The following is an 18,793-nucleotide window of genomic DNA, read 5'->3' as shown; positions in this document are numbered from 1 at the left end:
CGGCTCCCGTTTGGGGCCGCTCCTTGGTAAGCAGTATGAAGCTTTTTAATTGCAGAAAGTACAATTAAACTTTCTGTTTGAAGCTGGTAGAAAGAATTAACTGTATTTTGTGCAGTAGAATTCAGGAAAAAGGCTGTTTTTTACCGATTTTATGAGTTTTGACTGTACAAAGTGCAATTAAATCGAATGTTACCCATCCTATAAGGATTTCTATTGCACAAAATGCAATTAAATCCGATGTAGCCATTTTAGCTACTCAAATTCGATCAAGCTAAAGCAGTTACTCCAGACAATCAAGCCGAATCAGCACGCAGCGCAATAAAGTTCAGTCAACTACACAAGCTCAATCAAGCTCAGTTAGTTACTCAAGACAATCAAACCGAAATAGCACTCAGCGCAATAATGTTCAGTCAGCTATACAAGCGCAACCAAGCTTCCCGCCTCTTCACTACGTTCCCGCCGGGAACTGCGATCTCATAGTTGACTCACGAGGAATGAGTTCTGGCTCGAGAAGCAAATGCCTAGAGGGTATGTTGTTATTACGAATGCGTTGCATCAGCAGCTCGCCTGAAGATACCCCCAGCTGGAAGGTGTCGATATTTAGCGAGGTTAGAGGAGGCGTAGTGTAACGGGACAGAGGATATTCATCAAATGCGGCAATGCCGAGCTGTGAGGGAACATGAATATCCAGTGATTTTGCAGCTTGAAGCACCCCGAAGGCAACATAGCTGTTCATGCATACTACGGAGTCTGGTCGATCTTCGCTCTGTAGAAGCTCAAGTGCAGCAAGATAGCTCTCATGTTCATCAGCCTTACAATTGATAATCCATTGCTGCTGATCGGCAAGATCTGCTTGCTGCAATGCTTGCAAATATCCACTCAGACGATGGGTATAAATCTTTTCCTGCTGCTGCCCGCCTATGAAGGCTATTTTGGAGTACCCCTGCTTTATTAAATGTGAGGTCAGCATGCTGCCGCCTGCTTCATTATCGAAATCAACCCAGCTTCCGGGAGTCATAATTTCGCCGATGGAGATGTAGGGAAACTCCAAGCGGTTTAGTTCTTCGCAAAGCTCTTCCGTTAGTACGGAGTTATTCGCTATGATTCCGTCGACACGTTTGCTGAATACAAGTCTATTTAGAAAATGTCCTTCCGGACTACTATGCTGTACATTGGAAATAGTCAGCTCGTATTTTAAAGGCGCAATTACACTTTCTATTCCACCGATGATGTTGTAGAAAAACTGGTTTAGAAATTCACTTTCCTTGGACATATCGACCAGGAGACCAATATTACAGCTGCTTTGTCTGGCTAATCCGGTAGCGATACTACTTGGTGTATAGTTCATTTGCTTCATAATTTCGCGAACTTTGTGTTTCGTTTCCTGTGATATTTTTGGGGAATCGTTTAATACTTTGGATACGGTAGATTTAGCCACATTGGCTGCTTTGGCAATATCAGAAATGGTTACTTTCATTGTCTTCCCCTCATAATCCGGAACGGTATTTGTAACCATAATAACACAAATTTAGCAGTCTCTCTAATCACAAAGAGTCTTATAGATTTAACGATAAAAGCATAAAAAGGAGTTTAGAAGTTATGCCTCATACATGGTTTTTATATCATACAAGTGAAGATCCGTTTGCCTATCCTATGGGTACGGGCATCTTGAAGCTCAGACTGTTCACGCAAGCTGGACAGCAATTATCCTGTACCGTCATCTACTCAGACCGTTATGATTCTCCGGGGCATGAAGTTCCTTTGCAGATGGAGCGGATTGGGTCGGCAGGTGTTTATGAGATACATGAAGCGGTCATTGAGACCCCTACTAAAAAATGCAGATATCTATTCCATGTAACTAATCCTGCTGGTGAATATGTCTGGTATGGAGAGAGAGGGGCGTCGGAGAACCGGGAACGTGCGGGTTCTTTTCAATATGCATATCTCCATCATTCTGAGGCGTTGAAGTTACCTTCATGGAGCATGGATGCAGTAACCTATCAAATCTATCCCAGCAGTTATAACGAAGGAACCTTACAAGGCATCTCTGACAAAATGCCCTACCTGCAACAGTTAGGAGTAAACGTTGTTTATATGACGCCTGTATTTGAGTCTCCTTCAGAACATAAATATAATACCTCCGATTACTATAAGGTTGATCCAGTATTTGGGGATACGGAAGGATTGAAGGCACTGGTCAGCCAGGCGCACAGGCATGGAATCAAAGTGATTTTAGATGCTGTGTTTAATCATTCGGGAGACCGCTTTTTCGCGTTTAAGGATGTGTTGGCAAAAGGAGAGCAATCTCCGTATAAAGATTGGTTCTTCATTCATTCCTTTCCGGTTACGCAGACCCCTGTACCCAATTATGAAACGTTTGCCAAAGCTGAAGCGCATATGCCAAAGCTGAACATGGACAATCCGGATACGGCGAATTACATGATTGAGGTTGCGAAGTATTGGGTGCGCGAGACAGGGATTGACGGCTGGCGTCTGGATGTGGCCAATGAAGTTAATCCGCGTTTTTGGTCCCGGTTTCGGCAAGAACTCAAATCTGAATATCCTGAAATCCTGCTGATCGGTGAGATTATGCATGCTTCTGGGCCATGGCTTAGAGGGGATCAGTTCGATGGAGGAATGAATTATGTGCTTCGTGATGCAGTATTAGAATTTTTTGCGGAACAATCGACGGGGCCAGTTCGCTTTATGGAGCAATTGCTCCATCAGGAGGCGTTGTATAATGACCATGCGAATTCGGCTATGTTTCAGTTGCTTGGCAGCCATGATACCCTGCGGTTTCTTACAGCGTGTAAAGAAGGTGGGCGTGGTTGGGACCGCTTGGGTACCGCTGTTGAACGTATGATGCTGGCTGTTTTTTTCCAGATGACCTATATCGGCATTCCAATGATCTATTACGGGGATGAGGTTGGGATGGAAGGGGCGACGGACCCCCACTGTAGAAAAGCTATGATATGGCAAGAACAAGCTCAGAATGCAGTGCTGCATAAGTGGTATCAACAGTTGATTTCTCTGAGAAAAAGTCATGAGGTTCTGCGCAAAGGCTCCTTCCGTCCTTGGTTTACTGATGAAGTTCGTAATGTACTTGGTTATATACGAGGTGTGGAGCACGAGAAGATAGGGCTGATTATCAATAATTCTCCAAACCCTTACCAACTAGAGCTTAGCCCATATCGAGCTGATAAGAACGAATTAACTGATTTATTGTCTGGAGTAATTTTAAAAAATAATAATAAGCTTACGGTCAGCATTGAACCATTCGGCTGTTTGATGTTGTATTAAAAAAGAAAAGGCCCCTCTCTAAGGAAAGGGACCTTATTCTAATTTACGGCACTTTTTTTGCTTCTTTTGTTCTTTAAGTCTCTATATTCCTGATTCTCCCATTGTTTCAGCAACGGAAACGGATCAAAAGCCCATTCGGTAATTCCGCGATCGCGGTAAATGCCAAAATGTAGATGCGGAGGAAATTTCCCTTGTGTTCCGGGATTGCCGTAACCCGAGCTGCCTACCCAGCCAATAATCTCACCGGGGGTGACTATATCTCCGCGAGAAATGGTTTTGTTATATCCAGATAGATGAGCGTAATAATGGTAACGGTTCTCGATATCGCGAATCCCGATTCTCCAGCCGCCGTACCGGTTCCAGCCTTTTGTCTCCACTAAGCCAAAGCAGGTGCTTCGGACGGGCACTCCTTGAGGTGCAAATAAATCTGTTCCTTCATGGATACGTGCTCCGCCCCAGCTTCTTCCAGTGCCCCAAGTGCTACGATAAGAATAAAGGTTACTTAAGGGAAGCGGGAAGGCATTGCCGGATAGGTCCAGCCGTCCAAAATGTTCATATAACTTCGCGAACTGGGTAATGCGCTGCGAGGCACGGCCATTGTGATAATACTCCCAGACCCCGATACTGAAATCACTAGCGGATTGTCCATACTTCAATAAGTGTCTAGCCATACTATACAGAACGTCCGCATCATTCTCTGGATCAGCTATACCGTCTCCTGAGCCATCACTGCCAAAACCATCAAAGAAGCTAATGGAGTTCGGGGAAGTATCCCCCTGATCCGGATTGAGTGGACCAGCCCATACCGGTGCCGGGATCTTTATGGCTGTAAGGCGCGTGGAGACAGGCTGCCCTGAGGCTCCCTTTTTGGCGAGCGTGCGCTCATATTGATCAATGGCTGCGAACCTAAACCACGGGATACCAGTAGCTGCGCTCATTTGCTCATAAATCTGTCTACGGCCAGACCATTGCGCTTCTTTGCTAGCACTAGCGGGATCCCCGCTGCTCATCACCGGTTGGATTGTAGGCCGCGCTACAGCTGCTGAAACGGGAAGGTTTAAACCACCCCAGAGGATAGCGGCCGCGGACAGGCATAACAGGGTTCTCCGGTCTTTAATATTCTTAAATAGGGCCAGCAAGATAACAGCCTCCTTTTGTCCGGGCATTAAATTGAATGTAGTCACTTCGGATGAAGCTTTTTTATAGATTGGTGCAAAATGCTACTTTTTATCCGTTCTTGTCTAAAGGTACCAGAAAAATCTCGCTGGAAACTCCAGATGATACACCCTGCATATTTCACAAAAACAGGCAATTGTAAATCGCACATGTTATAATATGAGGCAGCAACTTTCATCTGCAGCATCACATTCAGGAGGAAGCGGGGTTTATCATTTTGTCTAATAAAACAGCAAAGCAACCTAAACCGGATTGGATTAAGATTAAGCTAACTACCGGTGACAACTATCAGGAAATCAAAAGCATGATGCGTTCCAAAACTTTACATACCGTATGTGAAGAAGCTAGGTGTCCGAATATTTATGAATGCTGGGCAAACCGTACGGCTACCTTCATGATTTTAGGTGATATTTGTACACGCGCATGCCGTTTTTGTGCAGTGAATACAGGGATGCCTACAGAACTGGACCTGCAGGAGCCTGAACGTGTAGCTGAAGCTGCAGAGAAAATGAATCTTCGTCACTGTGTGGTGACTAGTGTGGCCCGCGATGATCTTGCGGATGGTGGCGCTCAGATTTTTGCTGAGACGGTAGCGGCGATTCGTAAACGCCTTCCGTTATGTAGTGTTGAAGTGCTTATTCCAGACTTTTTAGGAGACCGGAATAGTCTTGAGATTGTCATGAACAGTAATCCAGACATTCTTAATCATAATATTGAGACCGTGGAACGGATGTCAGATCGTGTACGGGCTAAAGCGAAGTACCCTCGTTCCTTGGAATTGCTGCGTAGAGCCAAGGAAATGAAACCCAATATTCCAACCAAATCGAGCATCATGCTTGGTGTCGGTGAAGAGTGGAATGAGATTTTACAAGCAATGGATGATTTGCGAGCCGTAAATTGTGATATATTGACTTTAGGACAATATTTGCAACCCACTCCAAAACACTTAAATGTGGAGAAATATTATCCACCGGAGGAATTTGCACTGTTGAAGGAAGAGGGAATGAAGCGTGGCTTCAGCCATGTGGAATCAGGCCCGCTAGTTCGCAGCTCTTATCATGCGCATGAGCAGGTGAAGTCTGCAGCTCAAGCTCGCGAGGAGCGTGCGGTTTCTTCTAGCTAATTATTGCTTTTCTGTGGTTTAATTCACGGAGAATGTTAGTAAGAGGAGGAAGAAGCGACAGCGTTCTGATATCTCTGCTCTTAGGTTACCCATAAAAATCGTTGATTTGCGTCATCGGAGGGGAATATTGGTGCTGTAGGAGCGGTTCTAGAACAGCGACCGAAAGCCCAATATTCCACATAGATGGCGGCATAATCAACGCCACGATACCCAAAGAAAGGCAGGCGACAAAAGGTTTGATCGTAATAGGCGGAAAAGGCTATGAACTTATGTTGGATCATAAGGATGGTTGGAATCCGGAGGCGTTTCGCGGGAGATATAGCGAGGTGCTGGAAAGATACGACTATATTATCGGTGACTGGGGTTACAGTCAGTTACGTTTGAAAGGTTTTTACCGGGACAACCATCCTAAGGTGAATCGGGATACAGCGATTTCGGGTATGGTTGATTATATTAATGAATACTGCAATTTTGGCTGCGCTTATTTTGTGCTGCATAAATTGAAAGAGGTACCACAGGAAGGCATGTTCAAGGATATTTTAATCAAAGAAATACCAGAGCCGAGTGATGAAGAGGCCTTGGAGCAAGAAGGGGAAGCTAGTGATGAAGCGGCTGCAGATAAAGAGTTCTCTGTTAAAGAAACATCCTCTAAGCAAGGCTCGAATCACTCATTGGCATTTAAAGAGATGACTTCTTCTAAGGACAATATGGCGAAGGATAGACCTGTGAGAGAACATCAGAGCCGAAATCACCGGGGCAAGGATTCACAGGGCAAGAAATCCAAAAAGGATTTCCAAGGCAGACCGCCACAAGGTCAGTCTCAGAAGCCCCAAAACACACCAAAATCTCAAAGCGCTCAAAACAACCAGAATAATCAAAACAATCAAAACAACCAGAACAATCAAAACATAGAAAATTCACAACCTTAATGATGAAAGCTGAACCATAAGTAGAGTCCTTCTACGAATGAGCCAGCTTTTTTTCTTATAAAAAATAGCAGAGCAGCGTTTCTCCCGGTACTTGGAGATCGCTGCTCAGTGTTGTGGTGTGTTGCTCAGTGTTGTGGTGTTGCTGTGTGTTGTTCAGTGTTGCTCTATGCTATTAGTCGTTGGCTGCTTGACTCAGCAGTTTCATCATCCCCCGAGGCTTAAGGACCCAGATGCCGTTATTTGCGAATTTTCAGCTTTTTGAGCAGGGTTTCGGACTCCAATGAAGCTATTCGTTAGAAAGAGGCGTAATTATGGTGTTTTTCATACCAATAGCGACTATGGAGTCCGATAGCATAACAAATATGGATTAATATTGCGTTTAGGGTCATCCATGTCCGATAGGTGCTACAGATGTTTCGTAGGTGCAAATATTATCCAACTAAACAAAGAACAGGAGTTGTCCCAACGGCCATTTCATGGCTTATGGTGACAACTCCTGTTTTTACTCATTGGTGCTTGATTCAGCAGCTTAATGATTAGTGAGATTAAGGATCTATTTTACAGATAATTTCAATTGTTTCTGTGTTGCATTGTAACTCCATACAAGCGCAGGGAACTTCTTCTTAAAGGCATTTAATTCAATGAAGGTCTCGCCGTTCTGAGAAAGCGCCTCTTTGGAGGACAATGTAAAGCCGGTCGCTTTACCTGTCCCGTTCGTTACGATGACTTTTTTGTTCTTGGCATCCCATGTGATGTCGCCTTCGATCAGTGCACCTAATACGAGCGAAGAAGCATAAGTCTTATCTCCTTGCTTTATTAGACCCACATTACCAGCAAAGGCAACCCCGTTGACGTTCAAGATATGATGATCACCGGAAACCTCAATACTTTTCATTCCTGCAATCTGAAGAGCGGTAATCAGCTGTGCAGTTTTGCCTTTAACCTCAATATCCGGTGCAAGCCCGATGTGATTAAAGTCTTCTTTATTTGGAGTTAGGTATTTCTGTGTAGTCAGCTTCAGCATGTCTCCATTAGACATTGGAAGCAGGCTCTGAATACGTGCTTTGCCGAAAGAACGAGTGCCTACGACGGTAGCGAGCTTATTGTCACGTAATGCGCCAGTAAGCGCCTCAGAAGCGCTGGCAGTGTACTCATTCGTTAGAATGACGACGGGTACGCCTATTTTGCTGCCGCTGGTAATCGTTACTGGAGTAAGTGCTCCGGTTTGATCAGAGGTATACATCATAATGCCTTTATCCATAAAATTGGAGGTAATGTTGTATGCCGAATCCATATAGCCGCCTAAGTTGTCACGCAAATCAAGCACCATCGATTTCATACCTGCTGCGCGCATCTTTTTCAGCATAGCGGCGAATTCTTCATCGGAATTCTGTGTGAAACCGCTCAGTGTGATGTAGGCTATCTTCTGTCCAACAATGGTTCCGGTAACGGAAGTTGAGCTGATTTCATTCCGGGTTACACGAAATGATTTAGACACTCCATTCCGGAGCACCTGCAGAGTGACCTTGGTGCCTGCGGCTCCGCTTAACTCGTCACCTTCAGTCTCTTCAACGGGGATTCCGTTAATTTTGACTATCGTATCGCCGCGTTTCAGACCTGCTTGTTCTGCAGGCGAACCGGGTGTTATGTCTTCGATGTAGAGCTCTGTTGCGGTATATTGCAATCTAACACCAATACCAACGTATTCCAGATCAACATCATGTTCAAATTGTGCCGCTTCCTCGGTATTGAAGTATTGGCTATAGGGATCATCCAGGGTGTTCACCATGCCATCAATGGCTCCACGAATCAAGGTATCCTTATCTACACCGGAGAGGTTATAGTTCTCCAGAATATTCATGACTTCATTGATAAGATCACGGTTATCTGTAGATGCCTGAGCGGCATCGGCAGCAGACACCACTGGAGCAAAAGTTAGGGATAAAGCCAGACAGCTGCCTAGAAGTGCACTTATTACTTTATTGGATTTCATGGAATCATACGCCCTTTTTATATAATTTATAAGATAAGAAAGTATACACTGCACGAATTAACTTTCTGTGACGTATGGTTGTTAGGATTTCACAAGTTTATAGTAAACGCTGTAGGTGTTATCAGTAGTCCATACCCCGTTATCCGACTTGGATAAAATGAAGATCGTGCCTTGCTCAAAAGTTTCCTCTTCACTGGCATCCTTCTCTTTGCTTTCTACATAAATAGCTGCTTCTTTGGCGCTAAAATAGTAGATACTCGAAACGCTTGGAGTATAAATGACGTCGTATGAAGTAAAGAAATCTTCCAGATCTTCCTTAAGGGAAGTATCATATTCTTCTCCGTATGAAGTCATGGTGGAAAGAACAGCGGCCGAATTTTGTTCATTCATAGCTTGATAATATTTGGTGATATTACCTTTGATGGCATCCGCATCATTTTGAGGAATGTTAGCTGCTGTTTTTAGAGCTTGTTCACGAGACAGCAGTATCACGGAGCTTTGGGATTCCACAGATGATATTTTCCAGCTTCCATTCTTGCGGACAAGTGTATACATGTATTCGTCCTCTGTATCTGGCGTATAGGCCCCACCTGTCCGGCGAGAGCTTTCCAGTGTATAGACAGTAGCGTCATTGTCTGAAATATCAATGATTTCCAAACTCTCAATAGTATTTTTTATGTCAAAAATCTCAAAGGATGCATTAAGATCCGCCACCGAGTCCGCATTAGAGGATTCTGAATCCATAAGGGAATAGAAGCTAATTGCTTTTTCTTCATTGAAATATTTATTAGACAAACGGATTAATGCTGTAATCGCTGCTTCGTCCTTATCTTTGGATACTGGGGTGGTGATTTGCACGCTTCTGCTGGTTGAATTCCAGACGGCTGTGCCTCCGGTTGCCTCTGCGATAAAACGTAAAGGAATGTATGTAGTGCCAGCTGAGGAGACTGGTGCGGTGGTCAGTTTTTTCACGGTTCCGTTAACGGTTGCGCGGTTGCTGCCAATTTTCAGGCTGATCGCCAGATTTGAACTTTTACCTGTTACTGTTCCAGTCTTGGCATCCCAAAGCACCTGCAGTCCAAGCTTTTCGAAGATGACCCGGAAAGGGACAAGTACAGAATTGTTCGCTAAGTATGGGGTTCCTGCGGTAAAGGAAACCTTACTGCCGTTGATATAAACATCAATCGGTTTTGAAGCAGCAAAAGCCGGGACCGCCAGTATCAGGGCCAGAAGACTTATGCTCAAGAGGGATAATAATTTTTTCAACAGTACTCTCTCCTTTTATGTAACTCTTTGTAAAATAGCCTCATTATACCATTTGATTTCTCTCTATGTCTATCAATTGGTGTTAGTTTTGTCACACCAAAAATAGCCGGAGATATTGAAATCTCCAGCTTTTTGATCCCCTGATCTCAGACTAAGAAAGCTTCACGGACACGGTTCCAGAACGGAAACGGACGATACCTTGCAAAGCTGACTTTTTTGTCTGAAACTTGACAGCGTACTGAAATCAGGTCATCAACAGGAATGTTGTTATGATCTACGGTGAGCAGCAAACGCTGGTCTTTACATGAAAAAATGTCACAATGATGATGCTTCGGCAGTAGTAGCGGAGAGCCCATTGTCCGGAATACACGGTTGTTAATAGACGCGATTTCGGCAATCTGCAGCGCTTCTATTGAAGGGTGAACCATAGCGCCCCCAAGGCTTTTGTTATAAGCGGTGCTGCCAGAGGGAGTTGAAATACAAAGTCCATCGCCCCGGAACATTTCGAAGGTGACATCATTGATGTCGATTTGGATCATTATAGTTCCATCCACCCCTTTAAGGGTAAATTCGTTGAGGGCAATGTGAGACGAAGATCCCGATTTTTTGTGAATCTCCAGCTCTATTAATGGATATTTCACAATGCGCGGTTTCTGCGGCTCAGAATCACCGGTTCCGCACATATAATCGATTAAGGTGGGCAGCTCTTCTGCTTGCCAGTCCGCATAGAAGCCGAGGTGTCCTGTGTGCACACCTACAAAGGCTAAGTTGGGAATCTGATCGATAAAGGTATGAAAAGCGTGCAGCATTGTGCCGTCTCCACCTATCGAGATGACGATTTCCGGAGACTCGGCATCCAGTTGCAAATCCCGCTCCGCCGCCAGCTTGTGAAATTGCTCGGCAAGTTTGATTGACAGCTCATCACCGCGGTCCAGAACATAATATCTCAAGATGTACAAGCTCCTTTATATAATTCCGTCATACACCGATCATAATCAATCTTGCCCCGGAACACAATATGTAATCAACTTCGGCGCATCAATCGGAGCATTGCCATAAAGACAGGAATAAGCAGTGACACTAGAAGAGCAGCGGCCAGTATAAGACTCAGTAGAGCTAGGCTGGCAGTGACACCAGAGGCTGAAGGTGTAAAGGCGGTGGAGGCTGGCAGAGAGACCCAGGCAGAAGACAATCCTGATCCCATCACAGGCTTCCATAGCAGCACCACGAGACCTGCTGCGAGTACGGCATGTATTAGTCTCGCAGTTAAGAACGGCAGATAACGCAGCCCGGTACCGTTCAAAATACTGGCGACTTGGGCATGTACAGATAATCCGCCCCAAGAGAGAATAAAGGCAGCTGCTGCGACCTTGAATTGAAGCGGGATGGAAGAAGCGGCTTCACCAGCAGAACGGGCACCTATGGTGACCTCGAATAATCCGCTGATCAAGGCCTGAGCTAATTCGGGAGGCCCTCCAACAAGGGAGACGAGAGATCCGGCCAGGCTAAATAGTGAGGGCAGGATTCCGGCACGGGCAAGCAGCTCCATTAGCACGTTGAAGAATACAACCAGACCCCCTACGACAATAATAAGCTGTAGCGAGGATTGGATCGCTCCTTTTAACAGCTCCCCGAAGCTACGTCCATCCTTGCGGCGGGCTTCGGACATCGCAAGGAGTGCGGCATGTATTCTGCCGAATCCTTGTTTTGCTGGAGCAGAGGGGACGTCAGAACTACTTTTTGTTGGGTCTTGGGTGGGGGTCTTTTGTTCCTTGCGTCCATGAAATGACATTAGGAGACCAACCATTAAGCCACTTCCGTAGTGGGCTAGTGCCAATATTAGCCCCAAAGAAGCATCGCGAAAGAACCCAACGGATACCGCCCCTAATAGAAAAATAGGATCGGAGGAGGTTGTAAATGCTACAAGGCGTTCACCTTCGATTCTGCTGATCAACTTCTGCTCCCGCAGCTTAGCGGTTAATTTGGCTCCAACGGGATATCCTGATACATATCCCATGGCCGCGACAAAACCACCGCTGCCTGGTATACCGAAGAGGGGACGCATCAGTGGATCAAGTAAAGCGCCGAAGAGATGGACAATGCCTAAGCCTAGCATGATTTCAGAAATGACGAAGAAGGGAAACAGTGAAGGGAAGAGCACGTCCCACCAGATGGCCAGGCCACGTAAGGCTGCGGCAAGAGATGCTTCAGGATGAAGTAACATAAGCAGCATACAACCTGCCAATATGAATCCCAGCAGCGGGCCGCCAATCTTTTTAAAAGTCATAATTAACGCCTCCTGGTCTATGGTTAGATGTATGCAAAAAGAGGGACAAACAGCACAAAAAAATGGAGAAAGCGGTTACAATTATCTGTGCTTTTTCGCAGGAATTATGATATTATGTAATAAATAAATGCACCCTCTGTTACACGATTAAATGGGATGGAGTGATGGCGATGAGCGTTATAGCCGGAGTTCTCGTTTGTGCTTTTGTATATGTAATCCGGGTCTCTCTCGTCCCTCCTGGTGATGAGGAATTTAGGACCTACTAACCTTACTCTTTAGGCGCTGAACTATAGTTTAGCGCCTTTTTTCTGTAGTTTAGAGAGCACTTTCGACGGATATCCGTGTTATGCTTATCTTTGGTATAATAAAATAAGTAACGTTTCATTAATATGGAAGAAGGCTGGTAACCTCAATGAATCCAAATGAGAGTATATATGACAATCTAGGGGGGGCTGAAGCACTACATCGGTTGGTGGAAGTGTTCTATGCCAAGGTACAGCTTCATCCGCAGCTGGGACCCTTGTTCCCTGAAGATATTACTCCAGTTCTGGAGAAGCAATATCAATTCCTGACACAGTTTTTTGGCGGGGGTCCACTTTATTCGGAATTACATGGACATCCCATGATGAGAGCAAGGCATATGCATATTCCTATTACTCCAGAACGTGCTGAGGAGTGGCTACTATGTATGAAAGAGGCACTGGTGGAGACTGGAGTCGAAGAACCACTGCGTTCATTCGTGCTTAGCCGCCTTGCAGGTCCTGCACATCATTTTGTTAACATGCCCCAGGAATAACAAGGGACAGGTTGATCCTGAAAGGAATGAGAGTACTTGACAGAGTTAATACCCCTATATTCTATTAAGGTCAAGTGTTGCAACTGTGAAAATGAATTTTCAACCTCGAGGGTACGTCCTAGTCTAAAAAAGGCTATTCGGCGTGATGCTGATTTCTGCGCGTATTATAAAAATGAGAATCCGGATTATTATGTTGTACGGGTCTGCCCCAATTGCGGGTTTGCCTCCACAGAAAATTCGGCTGACAAGCTGACGGAACGCCAGCGTAAGGCATTTAATGAACAGGTAGGAAAACGCTGGAAGAGCCGTGACTTTGGAGAGAAACGAGACTGGGAAACTGCGCTCGAGACCTATAAGCTGGCGCTTTTATGTGCTCAGAGTATTAACGATAAAGATCGGATTATCGCAAGTCTGCTGCATCATATTGCTTGGCTCTATCGCTATCAAGGGGAGACTGAGCAGGAGAAGCGTTTTTTACGCTATTCTTTGGACGAGTATGTTAAGGTCTATGAAATAGATGGCATTGCCGGCAATGATGCCCGGCTCATGTACCTGATCGGCGAACTTAATCGGCGGATCGGAGAATACTCAGTGGCTGTAATGTGGTTCTCCCGTCTGATCAATGATCAGAAGATCATGGATGCGGCGATGATTCGAGCGGCACGTGAGCAGTGGGTTATTTTACGGGAGCAAATGCGTGCTGAGGCTCTAGATGTTGAAGTTGATATCGAAGGCTTGTCTTCAAGTTCATAATGTTTGCGAACAACAAAAAGCGCAGAAGAGAATTAAATTCTCCTCTGCGCTTTGTAGAAAGAAAATGTTAGGATTTGCTTATCTGACAGCTCGATCGAACAAAAGGTAATCGCCGTCATTATCTATAACTGTAGGACTGGCGCTGCAGCAGGGGAAGACGAGCAGTTTTTTCTTGCCGTCACGAACGATTTGTAATTCTTTTGGCTTCATAGGCAGAAGCACATTCTCTGAGTTGCAGAATGGACAGTATTGCACATACATATCGCCTAGAATGATGTCATAAGGCCAGGTATGACTAAATGGAATCATTGTGAGTCCTTCCCAGAAGGAGTCTCTTCATTTTCGCCCTCAGTTTGTGGGGGATTTTCTTTTTTGGATAGCTCCGCTATTTTTTGTAGTAAAATATGTTGGGGCATATGCATCAAGTGTTCCAAAGGAACGCCTAGTTGCTTGGATAACGTAATGGCTGTTTCCGGTGAAATTTGTAGTGGCTTCATATGGATGCCCTCCTAAAGTTTATCGGCTATAAATGTTCAGATATCGTTATTCACTTTACCATGGTGTTAAGACAATTACAAAGAAAGTCAAATGAAAGCAAAGGAATGGTGAGTACACATGAAACAACCGTTATCACTGACTTGGGAACTTGATACTATTTTTCCGGGGGGTTCTTCGTCTGCAGAGTTAGAAGGGTTCTTGAGCAAGCTTGAAAAAGATATTTTATCCTTGCAAGGCTTTGTGAAGGATGCTGTGGCACCAACGGATGTTGCGTCTACAAAAGCATTGGATGAGGTTATAGCATTGCTTCAGAGCTGTTCAGGAAGACTTGTGGAGGTCACTTCATTCGCAGACTGTCTAGGCGCTCAGAATCAGATGGACAAGGGTGCGGTAAGGCTGGCGGCCAAAGTGACAAGCATGCGCGCTGGATTCGAAGGGATCAGCTCGCAATTTAGCAATGTACTTCGTCAGACTACGGACAAGGTATGGGCTGAGTGGATGGCTCGTCCAGAGATTGCTCCTTTAACGTTCGTACTGAGCGAGAGCCGTGATTTGGCCCGTGAGAAGATGAGCCCTGAGCTGGAAAGCTTAGCGTTGGAATTAGCTGTTGACGGTTATCATGGATGGAGCGGGCACTATGATACGATTGTTAGCTCGATCAAGATCCCATTTGAGGATGAAGAAGGAACAAAGCTGCTATCTGCTGGTCAAGCTTTTAATAAGCTGGATGATCCAGATCCAAAAGTGCGGCAAACGATGTTCCATAAATGGGAAGAGGCTTGGACTGAAGCGGCAGATAATTGCGCGGATACCTTAAATCACTTAGCAGGCTTCCGCCTGAAGCTCTATAAGGGCAGAGGCTGGGACGATGTTCTGAAAGATCCGCTCAGCATCAATCGTATGACACAGGACACCTTAAATACAATGTGGGACGTGATTACGAATAGCAAACCTGTACTTGTGTCCTACCTTCAGCGTAAAGCTAAGCTGCTGGGGCTGGATTCTCTCTCATGGGTCGATGTCGAAGCTCCTGTAGGCAAATCCTCCGGCAAGATCCCTTATGATCAAGCTGCGAAGGATATCGTCACACAGTTCCGTAAATTTAGTCCTAAGATGGCTGAGTTTGCAGAGCGTGCCTTTGATAATAACTGGATCGAGGTTGAGGATCGTAATGGCAAACGCCCTGGTGGATTCTGTACTTCCTTCCCTGAGAGTAAAGAATCACGGATATTCATGACTTACAGCGGCACACCTTCCAATGTTTCAACATTGGCCCATGAGCTGGGACATGCTTATCATTCCTACCTGCTTGATGATCAACCTGTATTTAATCAGAATTATGCAATGAACGTTGCAGAGACCGCTTCAACCTTTGCAGAAGTGATTGTATCTGATGCTCAGGTTAAAGCTGCGGGCAATGCAGAGGAGAAGCTGGCTCTGCTTGAAACGAAGATACAGAACAGTGTGGCATTCTTTATGAACATTCACGCTCGATTCTTGTTCGAGACTCGCTTTTATGAGAAACGTAAGGAAGGTCTTGTAAATGCTGAGGAACTGTCCGCTCTGATGGTGGAAGCACAGAAAGAAGCTTTCTGTGGTGTGCTTTCTGAATACCATCCTCACTTCTGGGCGTCAAAGCTGCATTTCTATATCACAGATGTACCTTTCTATAATTTCCCGTACACCGTTGGTTATATGTTCAGTACAGGCTTATATCGTCTGGCATTACAAGAGGGAGCTTCCTTTGCAGACAAATACGATAGCTTGTTGCAGGATACCGGCGTGATGACATTGGAGGATTTGGTGCTCAAACATTTGGGTGTGGATCTGACAAAACCGGATTTCTGGCAAGGAGCTACAGATCTGATCGTGGCTGATATTACCGAGTTCTTGGAGATGACAGAGCATTTAGCGTGAAATGTCTAAAATAAGACAAATTTCAGGACACAAAAAATAACGGAATTTCAGTGTGAACACGCAAAGACCCCGGTTAAGGGGTCTTTTTTTAATGCTTAAATGTCGAAAACCCCCGGTTTATAAAAATTAATATACGAATGATCCATGAATTTTGCGCATTACTAGGGATAATAACCCAATTTTGTAGAATAATGTTGTTTGACGTATTTAAGGGGTCTATAATGAGCCTTGAGCCTTATAAAAGGCTTGCATGGAAGACAAATGAGCTCAGCTCAAAAAGCTTAAGTAAGCGCTTACTAAGCCGATTTGTACGAAGTAAACTCGAAGTAGCTAAGCTCACAAAACGATATAAATCGAACCAGAAACTTGGGAAAAGGGGAAGGAGTGGCGGAGGGGAATTTTGGAACTGTAAGAGCGAGAGCGACTGCCTTTGTCTCCGAATTTCACCCGCTATACGCGTAAGAATTCAAGAAATTTGGAGACAACAGCGGCTGGAAGTCCAACAATTCCCCGCAGTAGCGACGGACCCTTAGCCCAAATATTTAGGGTTCGATTTATAAGACGAAGTAAACTCGAAGTAGCTAAGCTCACAAAACTTTTAGGAGGAAAGATATGCTTAAGACAGAACAGCTATCATTAGCAAGACAGATGGATTTGGTGTTTAGGGAACTGCAAGAGGAATTGTCAGGACTATCTTCCGGTACGGTATTTGTGCAAATACGAAATAATACCATTGGCAAATTCGGCATACGTCATCATCCTTTAGCCGGTCGGGGGGGTGGATTCACAGAAGTGAAGGAAGGAATAACGGAGAGCCAGCAGTCTTCTTTTCGTCTAATGGCACTGGAGAGTCTGAAATACAAACGCCGTTGGACTCATGGTGAGATCAGCTATGAATTCGCTATAAGACAGGGCAAGCTAATCGTAGATGCTACGCTGGAGTCTAATTATAATATGGCGAATCTGATGATTCGATCTCCCCGTAATGCTTACGCCGAGAGTGCTGATCAATTTTTAAGTTAAACGTTTTACATAAAAATTGTTTGCAGCTGGGACTATAGGCTATAAATTAGAAAAACCCCCCACAGCTTCTAGAAGAAGTGTGAGAGGTTTGAAAGCTAGTCGGCAATAGGCTTTTTAAGACCTCTGCCGGATAAAACACTTAAGATAACGATGTTACTGACGACCGGACAGTTGTTGTTCTGCCAGTTGTACTAGACGTTTAGTGATGTAACCTCCCAAAGAACCAGTTTCGCGGGAAGTGTAGTTCCCGTAATAACCGTCAGCTGGGATCGTTACTCCAAGCTCTTGTGCTGCTTCATATTTCAATTGTTGCAACGCTGCATTTGCTTGAGGAACTACAAGGTTATTGGAACGGCTGCTACGACCTTGACCTGCTTGACCCATGTGTGTCACCTCCTTCGCCCGTTGTGAAGATAGTATGAGCGCTAAGAGGCTAATTCATGCATGCTATCGAAAGGTTTTAAGGATGGTAATTATTAGTCGATTAAAAGTAAGGGTAGAAAGCCCAAATAACTAAGCTCGCACAAAAAATCGGCCTTCTCTTACGTAAACGCAAGGGAAGACCGATATAATGTATATCTGCTTTAATTCTCGGGATAGATCATTTCCAGCATAGTGGACAGCTCAAGACTTTGACCTGGTTCTACCTTCAGCAAGCCCGTGAAGGAAGGGTCATCGGAAACGTTAGGAGCATCCGGGAGCCAGGTGTAAGGTTCGATGCACAGAAATTGATCGGCCGGCCCTTTGGTATACAGGACCCAGTGGCGGAAATGATTCTCGTCAGCTGTATAACGAAGACCATAACCATCATCGCGTAATAGCAAGGCTTCTACGGGCTGCTTGTCACCAATACGTAGAGCAGTATCAAAATTAGTTCCCTGGAGGTTGATTCCAGAGTTTAGTGAATCTAGATCACCAAGTGGAATTAGATTGCCGCTAGGGAGCAATTCATCGTTTAGTTCATAAATGCTGTTTACGGGCAGCTTGAGATTCCAGCGTTCAGGTTCTCCATCGATCATAAACCAGGTGTGATAACCGATCCCAAAGGGAATACGATGATCGCCGAGATTTGTAACCTTTAAAGTCTGGCTGAGCCGGGAATCCTGAAGCCTGAATGTCATTTCGAATTTGAGTGGAATGGGAAATTGCTCCATCCAGTGCGGATCATCTTCAGTAAGGAATTCAGTAGTGACTGCACAACCGTCCTCGTCTTCTTCAATATCGCTGACACACCAGGATTGAGTCCGGTGTAGACCATGGATATGATTGTCACCAGCGGTATTCTGGTCAAATTGATAACTTGTACCCTCGAATTGAAATTTTCCTTTACGAATTCTTCCGGGTGGAATTAAGAGCGGGATGCCAAAATGGTAAGGTTTTTGCATAAAGAAAGCTTGATCGCTTTCATCAGGCCGCCGCAGAATTTCCCGTTGTTCTTTTACATCAAACAATGAAATCACGTTGTTTCCTAGTCGCGGCAAAAGCGTGACTTCCAGTTCGCGGCTGTGCAAAATATAAGTATCATAACCGCCCCACTGCCCTTTGGTCACCTGTTTCATGAGATATGCTCCTTTATCGTAACTGTAATCGAATAGAACATGGATAACCTTATCATAACAGATTTATGCGGAAGTGGTTAAGTGATTTGACAACTTCTCTTTATGGTTCTATGATGAAGGCATTAAATTATGATGAGAATGTGATGACGGGGACAAGTAGACAGGAAATACAC

General features: G+C 44.9%; 17 protein-coding genes and 1 other annotated feature (1 of these 18 only partly in view). Of the genes, 7 read left to right on the top strand and 10 right to left on the bottom strand.

The features are described from left to right. Positions 1-448: 448 nt before the first annotated feature. Positions 449-1,477, bottom strand: a complete 1,029-nt coding sequence (locus NSQ66_RS25450; RefSeq protein ID WP_076099381.1) for a LacI family DNA-binding transcriptional regulator — start codon at positions 1,475-1,477, stop codon at positions 449-451. Between the two features lie 122 nt (positions 1,478-1,599). On the opposite strand from NSQ66_RS25450, the gene NSQ66_RS25445 reads away from it, so the two are divergent. After that, the gene (locus tag NSQ66_RS25445) at positions 1,600-3,300 is read left to right on the top strand and encodes a glycoside hydrolase family 13 protein (protein WP_076099380.1); all 1,701 of its coding nucleotides are present in this window, start codon (positions 1,600-1,602) and stop codon (positions 3,298-3,300) included. 38 nt (positions 3,301-3,338) lie between these two features. On the opposite strand, the gene NSQ66_RS25440 is transcribed toward NSQ66_RS25445, so the two are convergent. Next, on the bottom strand, positions 3,339-4,439 hold the full coding sequence (locus NSQ66_RS25440; protein ID WP_076099379.1) for a M23 family metallopeptidase: 1,101 nt from the start codon (positions 4,437-4,439) through the stop codon (positions 3,339-3,341). Between the two features lie 254 nt (positions 4,440-4,693). Between NSQ66_RS25440 and lipA the strand changes: the two genes are divergently transcribed. Next, positions 4,694-5,599, top strand: a complete 906-nt coding sequence (gene lipA / locus NSQ66_RS25435; RefSeq protein ID WP_036685320.1) for a lipoyl synthase — start codon at positions 4,694-4,696, stop codon at positions 5,597-5,599. 236 nt (positions 5,600-5,835) lie between these two features. Then, positions 5,836-6,528 (top strand): YutD family protein, encoded by a 693-nt coding sequence (locus NSQ66_RS25430; protein WP_081382465.1) that lies wholly within the window; start codon positions 5,836-5,838, stop codon positions 6,526-6,528. 553 nt (positions 6,529-7,081) lie between these two features. On the opposite strand, the gene NSQ66_RS25425 is transcribed toward NSQ66_RS25430, so the two are convergent. The 4 genes from NSQ66_RS25425 to ylbJ all read right to left on the bottom strand — a co-directional run bounded on the left by NSQ66_RS25425 (position 7,082) and on the right by ylbJ (position 12,074). Further along, positions 7,082-8,521 (bottom strand): S41 family peptidase, encoded by a 1,440-nt coding sequence (locus NSQ66_RS25425; protein WP_076099378.1) that lies wholly within the window; start codon positions 8,519-8,521, stop codon positions 7,082-7,084. A gap of 81 nt (positions 8,522-8,602) precedes the next feature. Then, entirely contained in the window at positions 8,603-9,787 is a 1,185-nt protein-coding gene (locus NSQ66_RS25420) for a copper amine oxidase N-terminal domain-containing protein (protein ID WP_076099377.1), read from the bottom strand. A 146-nt stretch (positions 9,788-9,933) separates the two neighbouring features. Next, complete coding sequence (locus NSQ66_RS25415; RefSeq protein WP_036685317.1) at positions 9,934-10,737, bottom strand: NAD kinase; 804 nt, start codon at positions 10,735-10,737, stop codon at positions 9,934-9,936. A gap of 74 nt (positions 10,738-10,811) precedes the next feature. Further along, a complete protein-coding gene (gene ylbJ, locus NSQ66_RS25410) occupies positions 10,812-12,074 on the bottom strand; it encodes a sporulation integral membrane protein YlbJ (protein ID WP_036685315.1) in 1,263 nt (420 codons plus the stop codon). 412 nt (positions 12,075-12,486) lie between these two features. Here ylbJ and NSQ66_RS25405 point away from each other — a divergent pair, with 412 nt between their 5' ends. Both NSQ66_RS25405 and NSQ66_RS25400 read left to right on the top strand, forming a co-directional pair. Further along, on the top strand, positions 12,487-12,870 hold the full coding sequence (locus tag NSQ66_RS25405; RefSeq protein ID WP_036685313.1) for a globin: 384 nt from the start codon (positions 12,487-12,489) through the stop codon (positions 12,868-12,870). 36 nt (positions 12,871-12,906) lie between these two features. Then, positions 12,907-13,623 carry a DUF2225 domain-containing protein gene (locus NSQ66_RS25400; protein WP_036685310.1) on the top strand — a complete coding sequence of 239 codons (717 nt, stop codon included), beginning with the start codon at positions 12,907-12,909 and terminating at the stop codon, positions 13,621-13,623. Positions 13,624-13,701: 78 nt separating this feature from the next. Here NSQ66_RS25400 and NSQ66_RS25395 read toward each other — a convergent pair whose 3' ends face one another. Beyond that, entirely contained in the window at positions 13,702-13,932 is a 231-nt protein-coding gene (locus tag NSQ66_RS25395; RefSeq protein WP_036685307.1) for a hypothetical protein, read from the bottom strand. Beyond that, positions 13,929-14,120: a YycC family protein gene (locus NSQ66_RS25390; protein ID WP_036685305.1), complete on the bottom strand. Its 192-nt coding sequence runs from the start codon at positions 14,118-14,120 to the stop codon at positions 13,929-13,931. The genes NSQ66_RS25395 and NSQ66_RS25390 overlap by 4 nt, the downstream gene beginning before the upstream one ends. A 118-nt stretch (positions 14,121-14,238) precedes the next feature. Between NSQ66_RS25390 and NSQ66_RS25385 the strand changes: the two genes are divergently transcribed. Continuing rightward, positions 14,239-16,038, top strand: coding sequence for a M3 family oligoendopeptidase (locus NSQ66_RS25385; protein WP_036685300.1), 1,800 nt, complete (start codon positions 14,239-14,241; stop codon positions 16,036-16,038). Between the two features lie 612 nt (positions 16,039-16,650). Further along, positions 16,651-17,061: a hypothetical protein gene (locus NSQ66_RS25380; protein ID WP_036685297.1), complete on the top strand. Its 411-nt coding sequence runs from the start codon at positions 16,651-16,653 to the stop codon at positions 17,059-17,061. Between the two features lie 153 nt (positions 17,062-17,214). Here NSQ66_RS25380 and NSQ66_RS25375 read toward each other — a convergent pair whose 3' ends face one another. Then, positions 17,215-17,445, bottom strand: a complete 231-nt coding sequence (locus NSQ66_RS25375) for an alpha/beta-type small acid-soluble spore protein (protein WP_036685295.1) — start codon at positions 17,443-17,445, stop codon at positions 17,215-17,217. A gap of 200 nt (positions 17,446-17,645) precedes the next feature. Beyond that, positions 17,646-18,620, bottom strand: a complete 975-nt coding sequence (locus tag NSQ66_RS25370; RefSeq protein ID WP_036685293.1) for an aldose 1-epimerase — start codon at positions 18,618-18,620, stop codon at positions 17,646-17,648. A 134-nt stretch (positions 18,621-18,754) separates the two neighbouring features. Then, positions 18,755-18,793: a binding site (T-box leader), on the top strand (it continues 201 nt past the right edge of the window).

It is taken from the genome of Paenibacillus sp. FSL H3-0329 (assembly GCF_037963285.1).
In the GTDB taxonomy this organism is placed as follows: Bacteria; Bacillota; Bacilli; order Paenibacillales; family Paenibacillaceae; genus Paenibacillus_AQ; species Paenibacillus_AQ odorifer.
This window is presented reverse-complemented; position numbering and strand designations above follow the sequence as displayed.